The organism is Clostridium sp. AM28-20LB, assembly GCF_003480665.1.
GTDB classification, from domain to species: Bacteria; Bacillota; Clostridia; order Lachnospirales; family Lachnospiraceae; genus Otoolea; species Otoolea fessa.
The window spans coordinates 231,083-250,044 of the sequence record NZ_QUJN01000003.1 but is presented as its reverse complement, the minus strand read 5'-3'; the positions used below and the strand labels follow the sequence as shown (position 1 = coordinate 250,044).

Annotated in this window: 16 protein-coding genes; 13 read left to right on the top strand and 3 right to left on the bottom strand. The window is 48.3% G+C overall.

Translation table 11 applies throughout. The features are described 5' to 3' along the window. Positions 1–22: 22 nt before the first annotated feature. The 8 genes from DW739_RS08790 to DW739_RS08755 all read left to right on the top strand — a co-directional run bounded on the left by DW739_RS08790 (position 23) and on the right by DW739_RS08755 (position 10,929). Positions 23–2,089: a CHAP domain-containing protein gene (locus DW739_RS08790; protein WP_118742941.1), complete on the top strand. Its 2,067-nt coding sequence runs from the start codon at positions 23–25 to the stop codon at positions 2,087–2,089. A gap of 33 nt (positions 2,090–2,122) precedes the next feature. Then, positions 2,123–2,380, top strand: a complete 258-nt coding sequence (locus DW739_RS08785) for a DUF4315 family protein (protein WP_118592089.1) — start codon at positions 2,123–2,125, stop codon at positions 2,378–2,380. Further along, a complete protein-coding gene (locus tag DW739_RS08780; protein WP_170158610.1) occupies positions 2,370–3,071 on the top strand; it encodes a DUF4366 domain-containing protein in 702 nt (233 codons plus the stop codon). The genes DW739_RS08785 and DW739_RS08780 overlap by 11 nt, the downstream gene beginning before the upstream one ends. Continuing rightward, the gene (locus DW739_RS08775; RefSeq protein ID WP_118592091.1) at positions 3,068–5,164 is read left to right on the top strand and encodes a DNA topoisomerase 3; all 2,097 of its coding nucleotides are present in this window, start codon (positions 3,068–3,070) and stop codon (positions 5,162–5,164) included. Before DW739_RS08780 ends, DW739_RS08775 begins: the two co-directional genes overlap by 4 nt. Before the next feature lie 202 nt (positions 5,165–5,366). Then, positions 5,367–9,410, top strand: a complete 4,044-nt coding sequence (locus DW739_RS08770) for a YodL domain-containing protein (protein ID WP_118592092.1) — start codon at positions 5,367–5,369, stop codon at positions 9,408–9,410. Between the two features lie 3 nt (positions 9,411–9,413). Next, complete coding sequence (locus tag DW739_RS08765; protein WP_118592093.1) at positions 9,414–10,358, top strand: hypothetical protein; 945 nt, start codon at positions 9,414–9,416, stop codon at positions 10,356–10,358. Positions 10,359–10,360: 2 nt separating this feature from the next. Next, a complete protein-coding gene (locus tag DW739_RS08760) occupies positions 10,361–10,567 on the top strand; it encodes a transposon-transfer assisting family protein (RefSeq protein WP_173795101.1) in 207 nt (68 codons plus the stop codon). Further along, positions 10,564–10,929, top strand: coding sequence for a cysteine-rich VLP domain-containing protein (locus DW739_RS08755; RefSeq protein ID WP_118592095.1), 366 nt, complete (start codon positions 10,564–10,566; stop codon positions 10,927–10,929). Before DW739_RS08760 ends, DW739_RS08755 begins: the two co-directional genes overlap by 4 nt. Before the next feature lie 181 nt (positions 10,930–11,110). Here DW739_RS08755 and DW739_RS08750 read toward each other — a convergent pair whose 3' ends face one another. The 3 genes from DW739_RS08750 to DW739_RS08740 all read right to left on the bottom strand — a co-directional run bounded on the left by DW739_RS08750 (position 11,111) and on the right by DW739_RS08740 (position 13,368). Continuing rightward, entirely contained in the window at positions 11,111–12,460 is a 1,350-nt protein-coding gene (locus DW739_RS08750) for a relaxase/mobilization nuclease domain-containing protein (RefSeq protein WP_118592096.1), read from the bottom strand. Continuing rightward, positions 12,421–12,750 carry a plasmid mobilization relaxosome protein MobC gene (mobC, locus tag DW739_RS08745; RefSeq protein WP_118592097.1) on the bottom strand — a complete coding sequence of 110 codons (330 nt, stop codon included), beginning with the start codon at positions 12,748–12,750 and terminating at the stop codon, positions 12,421–12,423. The genes DW739_RS08750 and mobC overlap by 40 nt, the downstream gene beginning before the upstream one ends. 264 nt (positions 12,751–13,014) lie before the next feature. Beyond that, positions 13,015–13,368, bottom strand: coding sequence for a helix-turn-helix transcriptional regulator (locus DW739_RS08740; protein ID WP_118592098.1), 354 nt, complete (start codon positions 13,366–13,368; stop codon positions 13,015–13,017). Between the two features lie 160 nt (positions 13,369–13,528). Between DW739_RS08740 and DW739_RS15135 the strand changes: the two genes are divergently transcribed. From DW739_RS15135 to DW739_RS08715, 5 genes are all read left to right on the top strand, one after another. Further along, on the top strand, positions 13,529–13,717 hold the full coding sequence (locus tag DW739_RS15135) for a helix-turn-helix domain-containing protein (protein WP_118592099.1): 189 nt from the start codon (positions 13,529–13,531) through the stop codon (positions 13,715–13,717). After that, positions 13,714–14,400 (top strand): response regulator transcription factor, encoded by a 687-nt coding sequence (locus DW739_RS08730; RefSeq protein WP_118742914.1) that lies wholly within the window; start codon positions 13,714–13,716, stop codon positions 14,398–14,400. Before DW739_RS15135 ends, DW739_RS08730 begins: the two co-directional genes overlap by 4 nt. An 8-nt stretch (positions 14,401–14,408) precedes the next feature. Continuing rightward, positions 14,409–15,446: a HAMP domain-containing sensor histidine kinase gene (locus tag DW739_RS08725; RefSeq protein ID WP_118742913.1), complete on the top strand. Its 1,038-nt coding sequence runs from the start codon at positions 14,409–14,411 to the stop codon at positions 15,444–15,446. Between the two features lie 71 nt (positions 15,447–15,517). Further along, positions 15,518–16,201: an ABC transporter ATP-binding protein gene (locus tag DW739_RS08720; protein WP_118592102.1), complete on the top strand. Its 684-nt coding sequence runs from the start codon at positions 15,518–15,520 to the stop codon at positions 16,199–16,201. Next, complete coding sequence (locus tag DW739_RS08715; RefSeq protein WP_118592103.1) at positions 16,198–18,525, top strand: ABC transporter permease; 2,328 nt, start codon at positions 16,198–16,200, stop codon at positions 18,523–18,525. The genes DW739_RS08720 and DW739_RS08715 overlap by 4 nt, the downstream gene beginning before the upstream one ends. Positions 18,526–18,962: the final 437 nt, after the last annotated feature.

Sequence of the window (18,962 nt, the reverse complement as noted above, 5' to 3'; positions counted from 1 at the left end):
CCGTGACAAAATCACGCAGAAAATGACCCGCGACGGAGCTATCACAGAAAATCAAACGACGGGCGAAACAGAACGTATCAGCAAACGGACACAGGACGCAGAGTTACAGAAAACGCCAGAGCAACAGGCAGCACAGGACGCAGCGCAGCTACAAGGTGCAGCTTCCCCGACTTCTCCCTTGCCCCATGTGCCGGGAGCTGCCCCCAAAGCGGACACAGGCAAAACGGAGCGCGTCATGGAGCATATTGAAGCCGCCCATACCCGTAAAGCGTCTAAAAAAGCGGTACGAAAGGCACAGGCAGAAGCTACCGCCGGGACGAAATCTTCCCGGCTGCAATTTACCGACGAGGAACGCGCTGCCCCGGAGCTTGAAAAGTATATCAAGAAATCCGATAAAGCCGCCGACCGCTTGGATAAGGCAAAGGCAGCTATCCCCAAAGAAAAGAAACTGGTAAAAGAGCGCACCTTTGACGAAACCACCGGGAAAGGCAAGACCCGCCTGCACTTTGAGGAAAAGGACAAACCGCCCGGATTTAAGGAGAAGCACAACCCGCTATCCCGCCCCACACAGGAAGCCGGGATTTTGGTACATAACAAAATCCATTCTGTCGAAAAGGATAATTCCGGAGTGGAGGGCGCACACAAGAGCGAGGAAGCCGCAGAACGGGGATTGAAGTACGGGGCGCGGAAAATCAAGCAGGGCTACCGCAACCATAAGCTGAAACCCTACCGGGAAGCGGCAAAGGCTGAAAAAGCTGCTTTCAAGGCAAACGTGGATTTTCAGTATCATAAGACCCTGCATGATAACCCACAGCTAACCAGTAACCCTATTTCCCGTTTTTGGCAGAAACAGCAGATTAAAAAGCAGTATGCAAAGGAAGCCCGCAATACTGCAAAGGGTATCAAGGGCGCAGCGGAACGCACCCGCAAAGCGGCAGCCAAAGCCGCCGAGAAAACGAAGCAGACAGCGGCGTTTGTGGCAAGACACCCGGCGGGCGTGGCAATCGCTGTCGGGGCGCTGCTACTTTTCATTATGCTTCTGTCCGGGCTGTCCTCTTGTGGTGCAATGTTTTCCGGCACGTTAAACGGCGTGCTTGGAACGTCTTATACCTCCGAGGACAGCGACCTTGTGGAAGTGGAAAATGCCTATGCCGGACTGGAAAGCGGGCTGCAAAACGAGATTGACGCTATCGAAAGCACCCACCCCGGCTATGACGAGTACCGCTATGACCTTGCAAATATCGGGCATAACCCCCACGAATTAGCGTCCTATCTGACCGCAAAATACCAAAGCTACACCCGCGCCGAGGTACAGAGCGAATTACAACGGATTTTCAATCAGCAATACAAGCTGACGCTGACCGAGGAAGTGGAAATACGCTACCGGGAGGAAGAACGCACCGACACATGGACAGACGAGGACGGCAACGAGCATACGGACACCTATACGGTACAAGTGCCTTATGAGTATTACATCTTAAACGTCAAGATGACGAACACCCCGCTATCCACCATTGCGGAAAATAATCTGCCCCCGGAACAACTGGAAATGTACCGGGTGTACTTGCAGACAAGCGGGAACAAGCCCCTTATCTTTGGCGGCGGCTCTCCCGACACTTCCGCGTCCGAGGATTTAAGCGGCGTGGACTTTGTAAACGGAACGCGCCCCGGTAATACCGCTATCGTTGACCTTGCAAAGCAGCAAGTCGGAAATGTGGGCGGCTATCCGTATTGGAGCTGGTACGGCTTCAACTCCCGCGTGGAATGGTGCGCCTGTTTCGTGTCCTGGTGCTACGGGCAAAGGGGACTTTCCGAGCCGCGCTTTGCCGCCTGCCAGTCGCAGGGTATTCCGTGGTTTACCTCTCACGGGCAATGGGGCGCGCGGGGCTATGAGAACATTGCCCCCGGTGACGCTATCTTTTTTGACTGGGATTTAGACGGAAGCGCAGACCATGTAGGGCTTGTTATCGGCAGGGACGCAAACCGCGTTTATACCGTGGAGGGCAATTCCGGCGACGCCTGCAAGATTAAGAGCTATCCCCTTGACTATGCCTGTATCAAAGGGTACGGGCTGATGAACTGGAACTGACACATTTTTGAAAATCGAAAGGAGAAAAAATTTATGGCAATGAGTAAAATCGAAAGAATTGAAAAGGAAATCCAAAAGACCCGTGAGAAAATCACGGAGTATCAGAACAAGCTGCGCGGACTGGAAGCACAGAAAACCGAAGCGGAAAACCTTGAAATCGTGCAGCTTGTACGCGCTATGCGTCTGACCCCGCAGGAGCTTACCGCTATGCTTTCCGGCAACGGTATTCCGGGCATTGCCCCTATGCCCACAGACTATGACGAACAGGAGGACAATGCAGATGAAGAATAAAATCCTTGCAAGCATTACCGCACTTTGCGCCGCCCTTGTCCTTGTGGGCGGCTTTTCCGTTACTGCCTACGCGCAGACCCCGACAGAGGAAACCGACGACAGCGGCGTAATCGTGGAAACCGAACCGCAGCCCCTTACCCCGGAGGGCAACATGACCCTTGTGGACGACATCGACGGGGACGCTGCCGAGGATAAGCAGTTTATCGTCGTGAAAAGCAAAGGCGGCAACTATTTTTACATTATCGTTGACCGGGCAGCCGAGGGCGAAAATTCCGTCCACTTCCTAAATCAAGTAGACGAAAGCGACCTTATGGCGATTATCGGGGAGGAACAGACCGAGCAGCCCCCGGCTGTCTGCAACTGTACCGAGAAATGCAAGGCGGGCGAAGTAAACACCGCCTGCCCCGTCTGCTCCGCAGCCATGAATAACTGCACAGGCAAGGAAGCCGAGCCGGAAGCACCCGCAGAGCCGGAGAAACCCAAAAACAGCATGGGCGGGCTTCTCATTTTCCTTGTTGTGGGACTTCTTGGCGGCGGCGCAGCCCTCTACTACGTTAAGTTTATGAAACCGAAGCAGAGCGTAAAAGGCGGCACCGACCTTGACGAATTTGATTTTGACGAATACGACGAGGACGAGCCGGAGGAAGAAGCTGACAGCGCAGATACCGAACAGGAGGACGAGGAAGCATGAAACTTGTGATTTGTGAGAAGCCCAGCGTCGGGGCGGCGGTTGCCGCCGCCCTTGGCGTTACGGGCAGAAAAGACGGATATATCGAGGGAAACGGCTACCTCATTTCTTGGTGTATCGGGCATTTGGTACAGCTTTCCGAAGCTGCCGCCTATGGGGAACAGTACAAGAAATGGAGCTATGACAGCTTACCCATTCTGCCGCAGGAATGGCAGTACACCGTAGCTGCCGACAAGGGAAAACAATTCAAAATCTTAAAAGACCTCATGCACCGCGCCGACGTTTCGGAAGTCGTGAACGCCTGCGACGCAGGACGCGAGGGCGAGTTGATTTTCCGATTTGTCTATCATCAAGCGGGCTGCAAGAAGCCCTTTACCCGTCTTTGGATTTCCTCAATGGAAAACGAAGCAATCCGAAGTGGCTTTGACAATCTGAAGGACGGGCGGGAATACGACGCCCTCTACCATTCCGCACTATGCAGGGCAAAGGCTGACTGGCTTATCGGCATTAACGCGACCCGCCTTTTCTCCTGCCTGTATGGAAAGACCTTGAACGTGGGGCGTGTGCAGACCCCGACCCTCAAAATGCTTGTAGACCGGGACGCTGCGATTACAGGCTTTCAGAAAGAAACCTACTACCATGTGCGCCTTACTCTCCCCGGCGCAGAAGCGGCAAGCGCGAAGATCTGCGCCGCTGATGAAGCAAGCAGACTGAAAGCAGCCTGCGAAGCGTCGGCGGCTGTCTGTACTTCCCTTGTGAAAGAAAAGAAAACCATTGCCCCGCCGAAGCTCTTTGACCTTACCAGTTTACAGCGGGAAGCAAACCGTATTTACGGGTACACCGCGAAGCAGACCCTTGACCTGGCGCAAGCCCTCTATGAAAAGAAGCTCTTGACCTATCCGAGAACGGACAGCGCATTTCTGACCGACGACATGGGAGAAACAGCGACGGGCATTATCAAGGTGCTTTGTGAGAAACTTTCCTTTATGGAGGGCGCGGATTTTTCGCCGGAGATTGCAAAGGTGCTGAACAGTAAAAAGGTATCAGACCACCACGCAATCATTCCCACTATGGAGCTTGCAAAGGCTGACCTTACCGCGCTGCCGGAAAGCGAGCGCAATATCCTGACCCTTGCCGGGGCGCGTCTGCTTATGGCAACCGCAGAGCCGCACGTTTACGAGGCGGTAACGGCGGTTTTCTCCTGCGCCGACCATGAATTTACGGCAAAGGGAAAGGCGGTAATCGCTGCCGGGTGGAAAGAGATTGAACGGCTTTACCGGGCGACCCTCAAAAAGAAGCCGGACAGCGACGACGAAAACGAGCTTGTGTTAGATGTGCCGGACTTTTCCGAGGGGCAGACCTTTGAAAATCCGGCGGCAAAAGTGACAGAGCATGCCACCACGCCCCCGAAGCCCCACAATGAAGCAAGTCTTTTGTCGGCTATGGAACGCGCCGGGAATGAGGACACCGACCCGGACGCAGAACGCCGGGGGCTTGGTACGCCTGCCACCCGCGCCGCCGTCATTGAAAAGTTAGTCAAAGGCGGCTTTGTGGAGCGCAAGGGCAAGCAGCTATTTCCCACCAAAGACGGCACAAACCTTGTCTGCGTCCTGCCGGATAGTCTGACCTCTCCGCAGCTTACGGCTGCATGGGAAAACAATCTGACGCAGATTGCAAAGGGCAACGCCGACCCTGCCGCTTTCATGCAGGGAATTGAAGCAATGGCACAGGAGCTTGTAAAAACCTACGCTTCCGTGTTGGGTGAGAAACAAGAGCTTTTCAAGACAGAAAAAACAGAGATTGGGAAGTGTCCCCGCTGCAAGTCCCCGGTCTATGAGGGAAAGAAAAACTACTACTGTTCCAACAAAGAGTGCGGCTTTACCATGTGGAAAAATGACCGCTTCTTTGAGGAACGTAAAACCGTCTTTACCCGGTCGATTGCCGCAGCACTCTTAAAATCCGGCAAGGTAAAAGTCAAAAAGCTGTACTCTCCGAAAACAGGCAAAACCTATGACGGAACGGTACTTTTAGCTGATACGGGCGGCAAGTATGTGAATTACAAAGTAACCATTTCAAAGGACAAAGAACTTGAATAGCAAGCATAGGAAGCGGGTACCCACTTCCGTAAAATCCCTGCCACTCTAACCGAGCTTGGCGGGGATTTTGCTTGTTGGGAAGTTTCCCAAACCCTCTAAAAATCCTCAAAAATCTTTGGCAGAAATGCGGGCGCACCGTAGTAGGACTATGTAACCACAAACGCAGCGTCCGCGCTGCCATACGCGAAAGGAGGTTTTACACATGGCAAGTTTGCGCGACAGCGTAAAGGACTATCAAGAGGAACTTAGGGACGGTATTGCATGGGTAGCATTTTGGAAAGAGGGACGTTCATGGAACGCCGAGCTGTTTCATCTTGAAGTGGACGGTACTTTAGAACCGTTTGACAGGAGCCGGTTAGAGGAAATCAAGGCGGCTGACCCCGCCGCCGTTATTCTAAACGGCTACTACTGCGGGCATTTAGGCGAGAATATGAGCCTTGACGAGCTGACCGCCGGAGTGCGCCACCACTACAAAAACGGCACAAATGACGTTGCCGGATTTATCGAAGCCCACGACGACAGACTTCCCCCGGAGCTTATCGAGGAAGCAAAAGCCGCCGCCCATGCAGCGGGGCTTCCCTTTTCCGAAAAGCCCTACCGGGACGGGGAAGATTTTGACCCTTATGTATTTGACGGGAGCATGAGTATTGAGGACTACGAGCTTATGCACCGCATGATTGAAAAAGAAAGGAGCGAGCAAATGGACGAATGGAAAACAGGTTATTCCTCATACGACCATGACAGACTGGAAGCCGCCGACAAGATGAAGATTGAGCGCGGTATCTATTTTGACACGAAAGGCGCGGATATTTCCCCGCTGACCGCCTTACCTCTTGCCGAGCTTGTGAAGCTGCGGGAGGAAAGCGCGGCTGCGGAGCAGACTGTTTTTGAAAATCTGAAAGTACAGGCTTCCGCATGGGAGGAACAGGCAGGAAAGACCCTGCTATTTGACAAGGCGATTGAGTATGCGAGAATACCCGAAGTGAAGCATACGGCGAACAAGTGGCAGGACGAGGACAACGACCGCCACACCATCAGCAACCGGGTATATAAAATGAGCTACCATGTGTATGAAAATACCCGCTACGACAAGGCAGCACAGAAATCTATCCCGTATTCCTATACGCTGTCTTGGAACATCTACACCAACAGCCCCCACGGGTACGGACAGGCGAAAATCGCCGGACAGGACAGAAAGGTATTTGCTGACCGGGCGGCTATGGAAAAATATCTGAATGGGCGTATCAAGGCGTATGAAAAACTTTTTACGGAAATCTCCCCGGCTATCCCGCCGGAATACGCGGAACAGTTTAGGGTAAACGGGCAGCTCTTACCGGGCTACACCGTAGAGGGCGAGGAAATCAAGCAGCCCGCCGCCGACATTCCCGCCGCTGCACCGAGAACCGAGCCGGGACAGGAAACGGAACAATTTGCAATCCTGATTGACAGCCGCACCCGCTTTGAAACGGGAGAACCGGGCGGCTACTGGCTTTCCATGCCCGCCACAAAGAAAGAACTTCACAAAGCTATGCAAAGCGTAGGCATTACCACTGACAATCCGCAGGATTTTTTCATTCACGGCTACTCTGACCGGGAGGACAGGCACATTGCCCTGCCTTATGACATGGTATGCGCGGCACAGGTGGACGAGCTGAATTTTCTTGCGGCACGACTGGAAACCCTTGACGCTGCCGGTATTGCCGCGCTGAACGCAGCCACGCAGCGAAAGAACGGTTTTGAGAATATCGGGCAGCTCATTGACTTTACCTATAACGAGGACTTTTTCGTGCATATCCCCGAAGTACATAATCCCCGCGAATTGGGCGATTATTACCTTAACAAATCCGGCATGGTGCAAATGCCCGCTGAATGGAAAAACAGCATTGACCCTATCGCCTTTGGACGAAACGCCGCCGCGCAGGAAAAAGGCAGCTTTACGGAATACGGCTATCTTGTGGAAAGCGGCGACGCATGGGAGAAACACTTTGAGGGGCGCGATGTGCCGGAGGAATACCGCATTATGAGCTATCCGCAGCCGACCGTCGAACGGGACGCAGCCCCGGCAGTACAGACAGCAGCTATTCCCGAAGCGCAGCCGCAGGAGCCGCGCCCGGTTATCCCTATCGTGCTGACGAGCGAGAAGCCCGCCGAAAAGCTCAAAGAGATTACCGACCGTTTGGAGCAAGGCATTACGGAACTGTTTGACAGCGAGCGTTACAAGGAATATCTGCGCGTCATGTCAAAGTTTCATAATTACAGCTTTAACAATACGCTGCTGATCGCCATGCAAAAGCCCGACGCTTCCCTTATCGCCGGATTTTCCGCATGGAAAAATAACTTTGGACGAAACGTGATGAAAGGACAAAAGGGTATCAAAATCCTTGCCCCGTCGCCGTTCAAGATTAAAAAAGAAATGGAGAAAATCGACCCGCAGACGGGAAAAGCCTTTATCGGCAAGGACGGAAAGCCCGTAACCGAGGAAAAGGAAATCACGATACCCGCCTTTAAGGTGGTATCTGTCTTTGACGTATCGCAGACCGAGGGCAGGGAAATCCCCAATATTGCCGTAAATATGCTGACCGGGGACGTGGAGCATTACAAGGACGTTTTCGCTGCCCTTGAAAAGACTTCTCCTGTTCCTGTCGGCTTTGAAAAAATCGAGGGCGGCGCACATGGTTACTACCACTTGGAGGACAAGCGCATTGCACTTGATGAGGGCATGAGCGAGCTGCAAACCTTAAAAACCCTTATCCATGAAATCGCCCATGCGAAGCTGCACGACATTGACCTTAACGCCCCGTTGGAGGACTTGGAGAACAGACCCGACCGCCGCACCCGTGAAGTACAGGCAGAAAGTATCGCCTATACCGTGTGCCAGCATTACGGGCTTGATACTTCTGACTATTCCTTTGGGTACGTTGCCGGGTGGAGTGCCGGACGGGAGCTTGCCGAACTGAAAAGCTCTCTTGAAACAATCCGCAGCACCGCAGCGGAAATCATCAACAGCATTGATGAACATATCGCAGAGCTGCAAAAGGCACAGGAACAGGAGCAGACTTCCGAGGTACAGGAAATCGGGCAAGACGCACCACCGCAGGAGCAGCCGGAAATCCCCGTACCCGACGCCTCTATCAGCATAAAAGAAATGCAGGACTACGGCTATTCTTGGGACGGTATGTTTCCGCTGCAACAGGAAGCCGCCGAGCATTTGTTTACACAGGACGGTATCGAGGTTTTCCGTATCTATGAGGACGGCACCGAGGGAGCCGTTACCAGTCTGACCGATTTACAGGAACACGCAGAAAAAGGCGGCTTGTTCGGTGTAGAAAAGGAAACTTGGGAAGCCCTGCATGAATACAACGCCATGAAGCAGCAGCTACGGGAAAGTGAGCCGACAAAGGAAGCTCTTTTACTCTATGGCAAAGAGGACAGCTACGGGATTTATCAGTTAGCCCGCGGCGACGCCACAAGGGACTTGCACTTTGAGCCTTACGACCGCCTGCAGGCGGCGGGACACACCGTAGAGAGAGCAAACTATGAGCTTATCTATACCGCGCCCCTTGCACCGGGAACTTCCCTTGAAGATATTTATACCCGTTTCAATATCGACCACCCGAAAGATTTTAAGGGACACAGCCTTTCCGTTTCCGATATTGTGGTGCTTCATCAGAATGGCGGGAACACCGCCCACTATGTAGACAGTATCGGTTTTCAGAACGTGCCGGAGTTTTTACAGGAGAAACAGCCGCAGCTTATCCCCGACGAGCATTTGACCGGGGAACAGATTAAAACGCCGCGCGGCAGTTTTTATGTATCGGATATGAGTGTTGAACAGATGAAAGAAGCCGGGTATGGACTTCATCATCAATCCGACGACGGGAAATATCTGATTATGGGAAACGGTACGCGGGCGTTTGCCGTTGCCGCCGAGCAGCCGGAAAAAGCTAACCCGTTAAAACATATCGAGGACACTATCGAGCAGAACGACAATAACTTTGACGGTATCATCAACAACACGCCGCAGACGCCGACCGTGGACGCTCTGGAGCAGAAAGCAAAGGCGGGCGAGGTTATTTCTCTTACTGACCTTGCCGAAGCGATTAAGACCGACCGTGAAAACGGCAGGGGCAAGAAAGCCGCAGCGAAAGAAAAGCCCTCTATCCGGGCGCAGCTCAAAGCGGATAAGGAACGGACGGGAAAGAAGAAACCCACGAAGCAAAAATCGCAGGATTTGGAAAGGAGCTGACCTATGAATAAGTTTGAAGATGTGGACGTTATCGCTTCCCTTGAAGCGATTATGAAACAAAATACCGCTTTTTATCAGAATGATTTTGACCTTGATAGAAACATTTTACAGAAAGCGGCGGCAAGCCCCACAGCCGAGGACAGGCGGCTTTTATGGTTTTCCCGTCCGTCCGGGACGAGCTGCTTCCGGGAGCGCGACGTTTTTCTAAAAGGCACAAGACAGCATAACACATGGCGGTTTTACGGGGAACAGACGCGCGATAAAGTCCTTGCCTATGCGGTGGAGCTGACCGGGATTGTAAACGGAAAAATCAAAGGCAATCTCTATGAGCTTGACTATCCGCAGCATTTCCGGCACGTTAAGGAACAGGCATTACCCGTAGATAATTACACGCTGCTCTATGAGCACGGAGAACGGGTGCAGCCCGCCGGACAGTATCTTGACGGCAATCCCGACCCGCAGCTTGGGAAGTTTGAACGCTTTGAAGCGCAGCCTAATGACCCGGAAGCATTGCATTTTCTCATGCGGGAGGAAAAGCGCAGCTATGACCGCTTAAAGCCGGGGGATTTCAAGGCGCATATTACCGTATTGCATGACAGCCGGATTGAAGCCGAAGCACAGCGCATTTTAGCGGAAATGAAGCGGCAGGACAGCCCTAACAGCCCCAACAAAACACATTTCATGGTGGAGCTTTCGCCTTACTTTATGCAGTTAGCTTCTACAAAGGACACCGACCGTCTGTTTGCTATGCTGCCATACAAAACACTTTCTTTTTCTAAGATTGAGGGCAGACATGGCACTTTTGCATTTTTAGATAAAAGCGAGGACAGAAGCCGGAATATCCGAAAAGCGCGCCCCTCTGTCCGGGCGCAGCTTACCGCAGACAAGAAAACAGCCGCCCCGAAAAAGGCAGCGGCAAAAAGAAAAAATCACGATTTGGAGGTATGAGCATGAATAGATTTACTGTTGAGGAAACAAACCTTTTGAGCATTTACCATGAGGGAAGCAAGGCGCAGCTTATAGAGAACATGACCGCTGCGCTGCCTTACATGGACGCGGGATTACGGGAGCTTGCAAAGCGCACCCTTTTCAAAGTAGGCGCGCTGACCGAAGCCGAGTACAGGGAGCTTGCCGTTTATCCTGCTGATGAAGTATGACCGGGATTAAGCGGCTGTCGTCGCGACAAAGCCGCAAGGTAAACACCCTTGTGAAAAAGGAGTGCTGCAACTGCGAGAATGGCAACTGTATTTTACTGGACGACGGGGACACTTGCGTATGCCCGCAGCTCATTTCCTATTCCCTGCTCTGTAAGTGGTTTCGGATTGCCGTACTTCCTCTTGATAAGCTGCTCTATGCGGAACTCTATCAGACCGAGGACAGAAAGAAATGTACCGTGTGTGGCACGTTCTTTGCGTCCACCTCTAACAGCGTCAAATACTGCCCGGACTGTCGGAAGCGGATTACCCGCAGACAGGCAGCCGAGCGCATGAGAAAAAAGCGTACTCTTGTTACGCAGTAGGGGCGAAAAAAGCCTTTGATTGCAGGGCTTTTCGGACACAAAAACAAAGAGGTAAAGGATTGATACCTTTACCCCTAAAATCGCGGTTCTACTGCGTAACATTTCAAAAGCTGCACCTATGAGAAAACGGGCGCGGTGGCCAACATATCGGCTGCCGCGTCCGTTCTTTTTTTGCGCTCATTTATCCGCGCTCTGCTTCTTTTTCCCGTTCAGGCTGACGTTCCACTTTCAAAATACTGTCGATATTCTTCTTGATAACGTCGTATTCCTTGACCTGCTTTTTCAGCTTCCCATAGTCGGCATACAGGGCTTCTTTCTGCTCTTGAAGTGCTGCGTACTCTGCTTGCAGGGCGGCAAGGCTTGGTAGCTTGGTTATCCCCGCCGCCTTAATTGCCTTTGCCGCTGCTTCATAGAGAATAATATCGCTCTCATGGGCTGTCCGGTATTTCTCCTTATCTTTTGCCTTGCGGTAGGCAGCATAGGCGGGCTTGGTCTTTTGATAGGTATTGATATTCTTGATAAGCAGCGTCATATCGGTAAGCCGCTTTTCAACCTCTTTCAAGCTGTCCGCTGCCTGTTCGCTTGCTTTGGCAACTTCCGTGATTTTCGCGGTCAATTCTGCGTACTGTTCAATCTTATGTTCTGTCAAGAAATTCATGGTTTTCGCTGCCTGTTTCAGATTATGGATTTTTGCCCATTGCTCATAGCCCCGGCTTTCCTGCACCTTGATACTGTTCTGAATATCAATGAGCAGACTAACGCCGCCGCGATCTGCGCGGGGAGCTTTCGCAGCGCGGGCGCGTTTGCCGCTTATCCGTTCTCTGATAGCTTCCTCTGTATAATCTGCGCCGAGGGTTTTTAAGCGGGTAAACCGTTCCTGTCCGGGAGCGCGGCAGGATATATATTTTCCCTGCTTTATCTCATAGCCCGCCGCCTGCAATTTGGATAGCAATTCTTCAAAACTTGATACTTGGGGAATGAGCGCGTCCACGGCAATTTTCAGCTTGCCTTTCCAACTGGTACCTGTTTTCTCTGCCTGGTACTCTGCATAGCTTTTTCCCTTGCTGCCCCGGTTCGGAAGGACAACTGATAAGCCATGTTCCCGGCACAGCTTATCGCTCATGTTCCGTATACCGTAATAGCTGCGCTTGTTGGAATTGTACTTGTGGTGGTCTACGAAATTGACCGCGCAGAAAATAATGTGGTTATGGATATGCCCCTTGTCAATGTGAGTAGTCAAAACATATTCGTGCTGACCTTTGGTTACTGCGTCGGCAAGCTGCCGCCCTATTTCATGGGCGGTCTGATAGTCTACCTCTCCCGGCTCAAAGGCTTGTATCAAGTGGTGGGCTAAATTGCTGCCCTTATCCAACGCCTGCGACAGGGTAAAGGCAAACTCAATGTCTGCCGTTTCATAGGAGCAGCCAAAGGAGGACACAAGCATTTTCCCGTCCGTTTTCTCCGGGTTTTGGATATAGTCAAGGGCTTTGTTTAGCGTTCCCTTAATAGGCTTAATCTTTGTAACCGCCATATTTCCGCAAGCACCCCCTTTATTTCCTCTATGTCCTCTTGGTAGACGCTGCCCGTACTGTTCACACGCTTTGCAATCTGATTGACGTTGACACCGATTTTCTGTATCTCCGCTGTCATTGCTTTTATGTCGGTATGGTCTACTTGCACGATATACCCGTCAATGGCAATCTTGCGAAGATACGCCGCCATATTCCGGGTGGGTATCAGCTTCATTTTTTCAAGAATTAAATCCCGTTCTGCTTCCGTTACTCTGAATTTGATTTGCACCGTCCTTTTTCGTCCGTCCATGCTTTGACGCTCCTTTCCATTCCGAGGGTTTGGGACACTTCCCAACAAGCAATTTTGCCGACGTTGCCGCAGAGCAGGGCGGGCAAAATACGGAAGTGGGTACCCGCTTCCTATGCTTGCTAAGAAAGTTTTTTATCTTTTATACCCTTATTTCCCTCTACGGAGAAAAAGCCATTTTGCCGAACTTATACAAAAGAAAAACGTTGTAATCTTAAAAAGATTACAACGCTTCCTAAAATCCATATTCAATTTTAACGGACGTTCTCATTTGTCCTCTTTTTCGACTTCCTTAATTTCTTTCGCCGTTGCGGTTACAATCCGTATTCCCTTATCGCTCATAGTATCAAGCAATGTATCGAGCTGCCGACGTTGCGTGTTTTTTGTGTCCGGCTTCTCTAAAAGAAACTGGTCTACGGATATATCATAACGGAGCATAAGCTCAAAAAAGATTTGCAGACTTGGGTGTTGCCCTTTGTTCTCAATATTCGCAAGGTAGCGAGGAGAAATAAACATTTCGTCGCTTACTTTCTTGCGGCTCTCTTTTCTCTCTGTCCGCGCTGCTTTTATCGCTTCTCCAAAAGCCTTGAAGTCATATTTTTCTACTGGTCTTTTTGCCATAATTATTCACCCAGTTACATTGTACTGTTCCTCTTTTCTCTTGGATATGTCTACATAATTCATAGCAGTAGCTTAAATAATTCATAGTTAAGCACTTGCTATTATTCGTCTGTCCGATTATAATTATACTGATTATGTATGAGGAAAGGACTGGTAAATCATGGAATATATGTCTTGCCCCGAAGCAGCCGAAAAGTGGGGTATATCTGAAAGGCGGGTACAGATACTTTGTAGCCAAAACCGCATACCGGGCGTTTCAAAACTGGGGTATATGTGGCTGATACCTACGAACGCTGAAAAGCCGATTGACGGTAGAACAAAGCAAGGAAAGGAACGAGATAAAAAATGAAACAGTTATTTCTATTAGAAGATGATATGAGCTTAATCAGCGGTCTTTCCTTTGCCGTAAAAAAACAAGGATATGAAATAGATGTTGCCCGTACCACACTGGAAGCTGATACTTTATGGGAAAATGGTAAATATGATTTGGCAATTTTAGATGTATCGCTTCCCGATGGTTCTGGCTTTGATTTCTGCAAAAAGATACGCAGTACCTCAAAAGTACCTATCATGTTTCTTACTGCCGCAGATGAAGAAACAGATATTATTATGGGGCTTGATATAGGCGGTGACGATTATATTACAAAACCTTTCAAATTAGCAATATTCCTGTCAAGGCTTAATGCACTGCTCCGCAGGAGTGAAAATTTTAATACCGAAGTTACAGAATTGACCTCCAACGATATAAGCATAAGGCTTTTGAAAGGCGAGGTCTATAAACAGGGAAAGTTACTTGAACTGACAGCAAGCGAGTATAAATTGTTATGTTTCTTTATGGAAAATCCCGACCAGGTACTTTCCGCAGAACAGATTTTGGGGAAACTATGGGATTGTAATGAAAATTATATAGATAATAATTCCCTTACCGTATATATCCGCAGGCTCCGTACAAAAATTGAGGACAATCCGGGAGAACCGAAGCGTATTGTTACGGTTCGCGGCATGGGCTATAAATGGAATACAGTAGATTGAGGTGTATGATGAAAATATTGGCAAACCGAAAAATTAAATTTCTTTTTTGCAGTATCTTGTCCTGTATCTTGGTTTTTGTACTGATTTCAACCGTGTTAGTGAACCTTGATGTTAGAAATACGGTGTATTACATCATATTTTGCAGCGTATGTATGGGAGCTGCAATCCTGTTATTCTGCTACGGATATTTTAAGGAACAACATAAAATAATGGAAAATGCTATATCGCAGATTACAGAATATATTTCCGGGAACAAAGAAGTTACCATTGAATGTAACGATGAAGGCGAGCTATACAGACTGTTCCATGAAGTTAATTCTTTAGTTGCAATCTTGAACGCCCATGCTGAAAACGAAAAGAGCGCAAAGAAATTTTTGCGAAATACCATATCGGATATTTCACATCAGCTAAAGACACCGCTTGCTGCTCTCAATATTTACAATGGTATTATACAGGGCGAAGCAAAGGAACTGCCGACCATACAAGAATTTAGCCAGCTTTCCGAGCAGGAGCTTGACCGTATAGAAACACTGGTACAAAGTCTTTTGAAAATCACAAAGCTGGATGCGGGTACGATTATATTGGAAAAATCTTTAGAAAATGTATCTGAGCTTGCAAAGAACATAAAAAAGCATTTCCTGTTTCGTGCCGAACAGGAGGGAAAAGAAATCTGTTTATCCGGCAATGAAGAAATTAAACTTTTATGTGACCGAAACTGGATTATCGAAGCTATCAGCAACCTTGTAAAGAACGCTCTTGACCACACAGAAAAAGGCGGACTTATCCGTATTGAGTGGCGGGCGTTCACTTCTATTGTTCAGATAAGCGTAAAAGATAACGGAAGCGGCATACACCCGGATGACTTATACCATATTTTTAAGCGGTTTTATCGTAGCCGTTTTTCTAAAGACACACAGGGTATAGGGCTTGGCTTGTCACTCACAAAAGCGATTGTAGAAGCCCATAACGGAACGATTGAAGCTGATAGCACAGTGGGAATGGGAACCTCTTTCACAATAAATTTTCTTAACCCTACAAAATTGTAGGCTGATTGTAATATTGATGTAGGGTTTCTCTGTTATATTGGGGCTATCAAAACAGAAAGAGGTGTTTACACATGAACTTATTGGAAGTCAACAATATTTGTAAAACTTACGGAAGCGGCGAAACCGCCGTACACGCTTTGAAAAAGGTCAGTTTTTCCGTTCCAAAGGGCGAGTATGTGGCTATCGTCGGAGAATCCGGCTCTGGAAAAAGTACGCTGCTTAACATGATAGGCGCACTTGATACGCCTACGTCCGGTAAAGTCGTAATTGGCGGCAAAGAAATTTTTTCCATGAATGACAACAGGCTTACAGTCTTTCGCCGTAGAAATATCGGGTTTATTTTTCAGGCGTTTAATCTTATTCCCGAACTGACCGTTGAGCAAAATATCATTTTTCCGGTGCTGCTTGATTATCAGAAACCGGACAGAAAATACTTGGAAGAACTGCTTACGGTTCTTAATCTGAAAGAACGGCGCAATCATTTACCGAGCCAGTTATCCGGCGGTCAGCAACAGCGTGTGGCAATCGGACGCGCCCTTATCACACGCCCGTCGTTAATCCTTGCAGACGAGCCAACGGGCAATCTTGACACACAGAACAGTAGCGAAGTCATAGCCTTGTTGAAAGAAGCGTCAAGGAAATATGAGCAGACCATTATTATGATTACTCATAACAGGAGTATTGCACAGAGCGCAGATCGGATATTGCAGGTATCAGACGGTGTGCTGACCGATTTGGGGAGGTGCCGCGAATGAAAAGCTATTTAAGCCTTGTGCCTATTTCTGCAAAGGTACATAAGCGTCAAAGTCGTATGACACGCATTTGCATTATCCTTGCGGTATTTCTCGTAACCTCTATTTTTTCTATGGTAGAAATGTGGACAAAAGCGGAAACCACAGCTATGCGCCACAATCACGGAGACTGGCATATAGCTCTGCAAAATATACAGGATAATGAAGCGGAGCAAATCAGAAAAGACAATGATGTAGCATTTTCTTCTTGGTACGACAGTATAAACGCAAACGCAGAACAAGATTATTATATAGGCGGCAAAAATGCTGTTATTTATGGTATCGAAGAAGCATACTCAACCAATATTATGAATTATCCAACCGAGGGCAATTATCCGCAGAATGAAAAAGAAGTGGTACTGAGTGCTGATGCAAAAGAACTTTTCGGAGTTAAAGTTGGGGACAGCATTACCTTAAATACTCATGCAGGGGATTTGGGATATACCATTACTGGATTTTATCAAGATGATTCTGAATTTAACAGTATGGTAAACGGAATTTGCGTATATGTGAACCGGGATACTTTTAATCATATCCGCAGTTTGAACGGAGAAACATCTGCTTCTCAATTCTACATTCGTTTTCAAAATGAAAACAGATTGAAAAAAACGATTGCTGATTTCAAGCTGAAATACAATTTAACTGACGAAAATGTAAAAGAAAATATGGCTGTTTTAAGTATGTTGGGAGCCAGCAGTAACGACAGTATAAATCAGCTATACCCATTAGCGGCAATCTGCTTTGTCATTATACTAATTTCGGGTGTGTTTATGATTTCAAGCTGCATGAATAGTACTGTGGCACAACGGACGAAATTTTTTGGTATGATGAGGTGTATCGGTGCAAGTAAAAAACAAATCATACATTTTGTAAGGCTTGAAGCATTGAATTGGTGTAAAACGGCAATTCCGATTGGTTGTATACTGGGAACAATAACCTGTTGGATATTATGTGCGATATTAAGATTTCTCGTAAAGGGAGAATGGGCAGATATGCCGCTTTTTTCCGTAAGTGTGACGGGTATTCTTTGCGGAGCTGTCGTTGGTATTGTTACAGTATTTATCGCAGCTCATTCCCCTGCAAAACAGGCAGCAAAGGTCTCGCCGGTAGCCGCAGTATCGGGAAACACAGGAACATCAAAGCATGGAGGTTGTGCAGCAAAGTCAGGCGTTTTCAAGATAGAAACTTCTTTAGGTATTCATCACGCAACCGAGGCAAAGAAAAATTTATTCCTTATTACAGGCTCATTTGCGCTTACGATTGCTCTTTTTCTATCGTTTGCCGCCTGCCTTGACCTTGTGCATAAGCTACTTCCGTCTGTAAGCGATTTTACACCGGATATAGTCATAAGTAGCGAAGATGAAACAAATTCCGTAGACAGAAATCTTGCGGAAGATATTTCAGAAATCCCCGGAGTAAAATCCGTTTTCGGTACAAAACTTCATGTAGCATATCCTGTTGAAATTAACGGCAATGCAGGAACAGTTGATTTGTTTTCCTATGACGAGTCCATGCTTGACAGCTTTAAGAAGTCAGTTATGAGTGGAGATTTATCAAAAGTCTATGGTAATTCTGGCTATGCACTGGCGATTTATAATCAAGATAATCGGTTAAATGTTGGCGACAAAATAAAAATCGGAGATACAGAAATTGAAATTGCGTGTATCGCTTCCGAGGGAGTAGGTAGTGTCAGCGGTGCTGCAACAATGGTCTGTTCAGAAGAAACCTATACACAGCTTACAGGAGAACAGGACTATGCCTTAGTAAGTGTCGTATTGGAAAAAAATATATCCGAAACAGAAGTAAGCAAAATCCGCAACTTATCAAGTGATTATGTGTTCGCAGACAACCGGGCAGAAAACAGTGATGTCAATGGTTCCTATTGGGTATTCCGGCTTGCAGCATACGGTTTTCTTGCAATTATTTCATTCATCACGATATTAAACATTATGAACAGTATTTCCATGAGTGTGTCCGCAAGAATAAAACAATACGGAGCAATGCGAGCAGTTGGTATGGGAAATCGGCAAATTACAAAAATGATAACGGCTGAAGCAATCACTTACGCTGCCTGTGGTACAATTATTGGATTTGTTTTAGGTCTGTTGCTTCACTATCTGATTTATGTAAAGATAATTGTTACGCACTTCGGAGGAACATGGAAAGTCCCTGTTGTTCCAATGGAAATCATAGTCCTTTTGGTTCTTGTTTCGTGTATTTTGGCTGTATATGCCCCGGCAAAGCGTATAAGAAACATGGCAATAACAGCAACCATAAATGAGTTATAAAATAGAAATATAATATCTGCCGCACGACGGCAAAAGAAAAAAAGCCGTCGTAAAGCAGACACATTTTCACGCGCCTATTCTATCGCGGCGGCTTTGATTTTTCAGAGCCGCCGTTTCTTTTCGTCTATCCCAAACCTACGACGACCCAAACACCGTGAACTGACACGGCGGCATTTTAGGAGGTTGCCGCCGTGTCTACTTTGGTATTCCATAATACCCATGAGCTTCATCAATTAAAAAAAGCATAGCTCCACCACCGGGCAAGTCTACCCATGAGTATGAACTGTCAAATCATCTGAATACTGCTTACATTTCCTTTGCGTCCGTCTGCGCCTTGCAGACGGGCGCATTTTGTGTTTTTCAAAACTTTTTTGAAAAACTTTTCTATTCCGTTTGGCAAATCTGCGGTGCGTCCGTGGAAGGCAGCCGAAAGGGGA

Excerpts from the sequence above, each read along its gene's own strand:
- DW739_RS08790 (WP_118742941.1), top strand. The coding sequence starts at position 23 with ATGACCCGCGACGGAGCTATCACAGAAAATCAAACGACGGGCGAAACA.
- DW739_RS08785 (WP_118592089.1), top strand. The coding sequence starts at position 2,123 with ATGGCAATGAGTAAAATCGAAAGAATTGAAAAGGAAATCCAAAAGACC.
- DW739_RS08780 (WP_170158610.1), top strand. The coding sequence starts at position 2,370 with ATGAAGAATAAAATCCTTGCAAGCATTACCGCACTTTGCGCCGCCCTT.
- DW739_RS08775 (WP_118592091.1), top strand. The coding sequence starts at position 3,068 with ATGAAACTTGTGATTTGTGAGAAGCCCAGCGTCGGGGCGGCGGTTGCC.
- DW739_RS08770 (WP_118592092.1), top strand. The coding sequence starts at position 5,367 with ATGGCAAGTTTGCGCGACAGCGTAAAGGACTATCAAGAGGAACTTAGG.
- DW739_RS08765 (WP_118592093.1), top strand. The coding sequence starts at position 9,414 with ATGAATAAGTTTGAAGATGTGGACGTTATCGCTTCCCTTGAAGCGATT.
- DW739_RS08760 (WP_173795101.1), top strand. The coding sequence starts at position 10,361 with ATGAATAGATTTACTGTTGAGGAAACAAACCTTTTGAGCATTTACCAT.
- DW739_RS08755 (WP_118592095.1), top strand. The coding sequence starts at position 10,564 with ATGACCGGGATTAAGCGGCTGTCGTCGCGACAAAGCCGCAAGGTAAAC.
- DW739_RS08750 (WP_118592096.1), bottom strand. The coding sequence starts at position 12,460 with ATGGCGGTTACAAAGATTAAGCCTATTAAGGGAACGCTAAACAAAGCC.
- mobC (WP_118592097.1), bottom strand. The coding sequence starts at position 12,750 with ATGGACGGACGAAAAAGGACGGTGCAAATCAAATTCAGAGTAACGGAA.
- DW739_RS08740 (WP_118592098.1), bottom strand. The coding sequence starts at position 13,368 with ATGGCAAAAAGACCAGTAGAAAAATATGACTTCAAGGCTTTTGGAGAA.
- DW739_RS15135 (WP_118592099.1), top strand. The coding sequence starts at position 13,529 with ATGGAATATATGTCTTGCCCCGAAGCAGCCGAAAAGTGGGGTATATCT.
- DW739_RS08730 (WP_118742914.1), top strand. The coding sequence starts at position 13,714 with ATGAAACAGTTATTTCTATTAGAAGATGATATGAGCTTAATCAGCGGT.
- DW739_RS08725 (WP_118742913.1), top strand. The coding sequence starts at position 14,409 with ATGAAAATATTGGCAAACCGAAAAATTAAATTTCTTTTTTGCAGTATC.
- DW739_RS08720 (WP_118592102.1), top strand. The coding sequence starts at position 15,518 with ATGAACTTATTGGAAGTCAACAATATTTGTAAAACTTACGGAAGCGGC.
- DW739_RS08715 (WP_118592103.1), top strand. The coding sequence starts at position 16,198 with ATGAAAAGCTATTTAAGCCTTGTGCCTATTTCTGCAAAGGTACATAAG.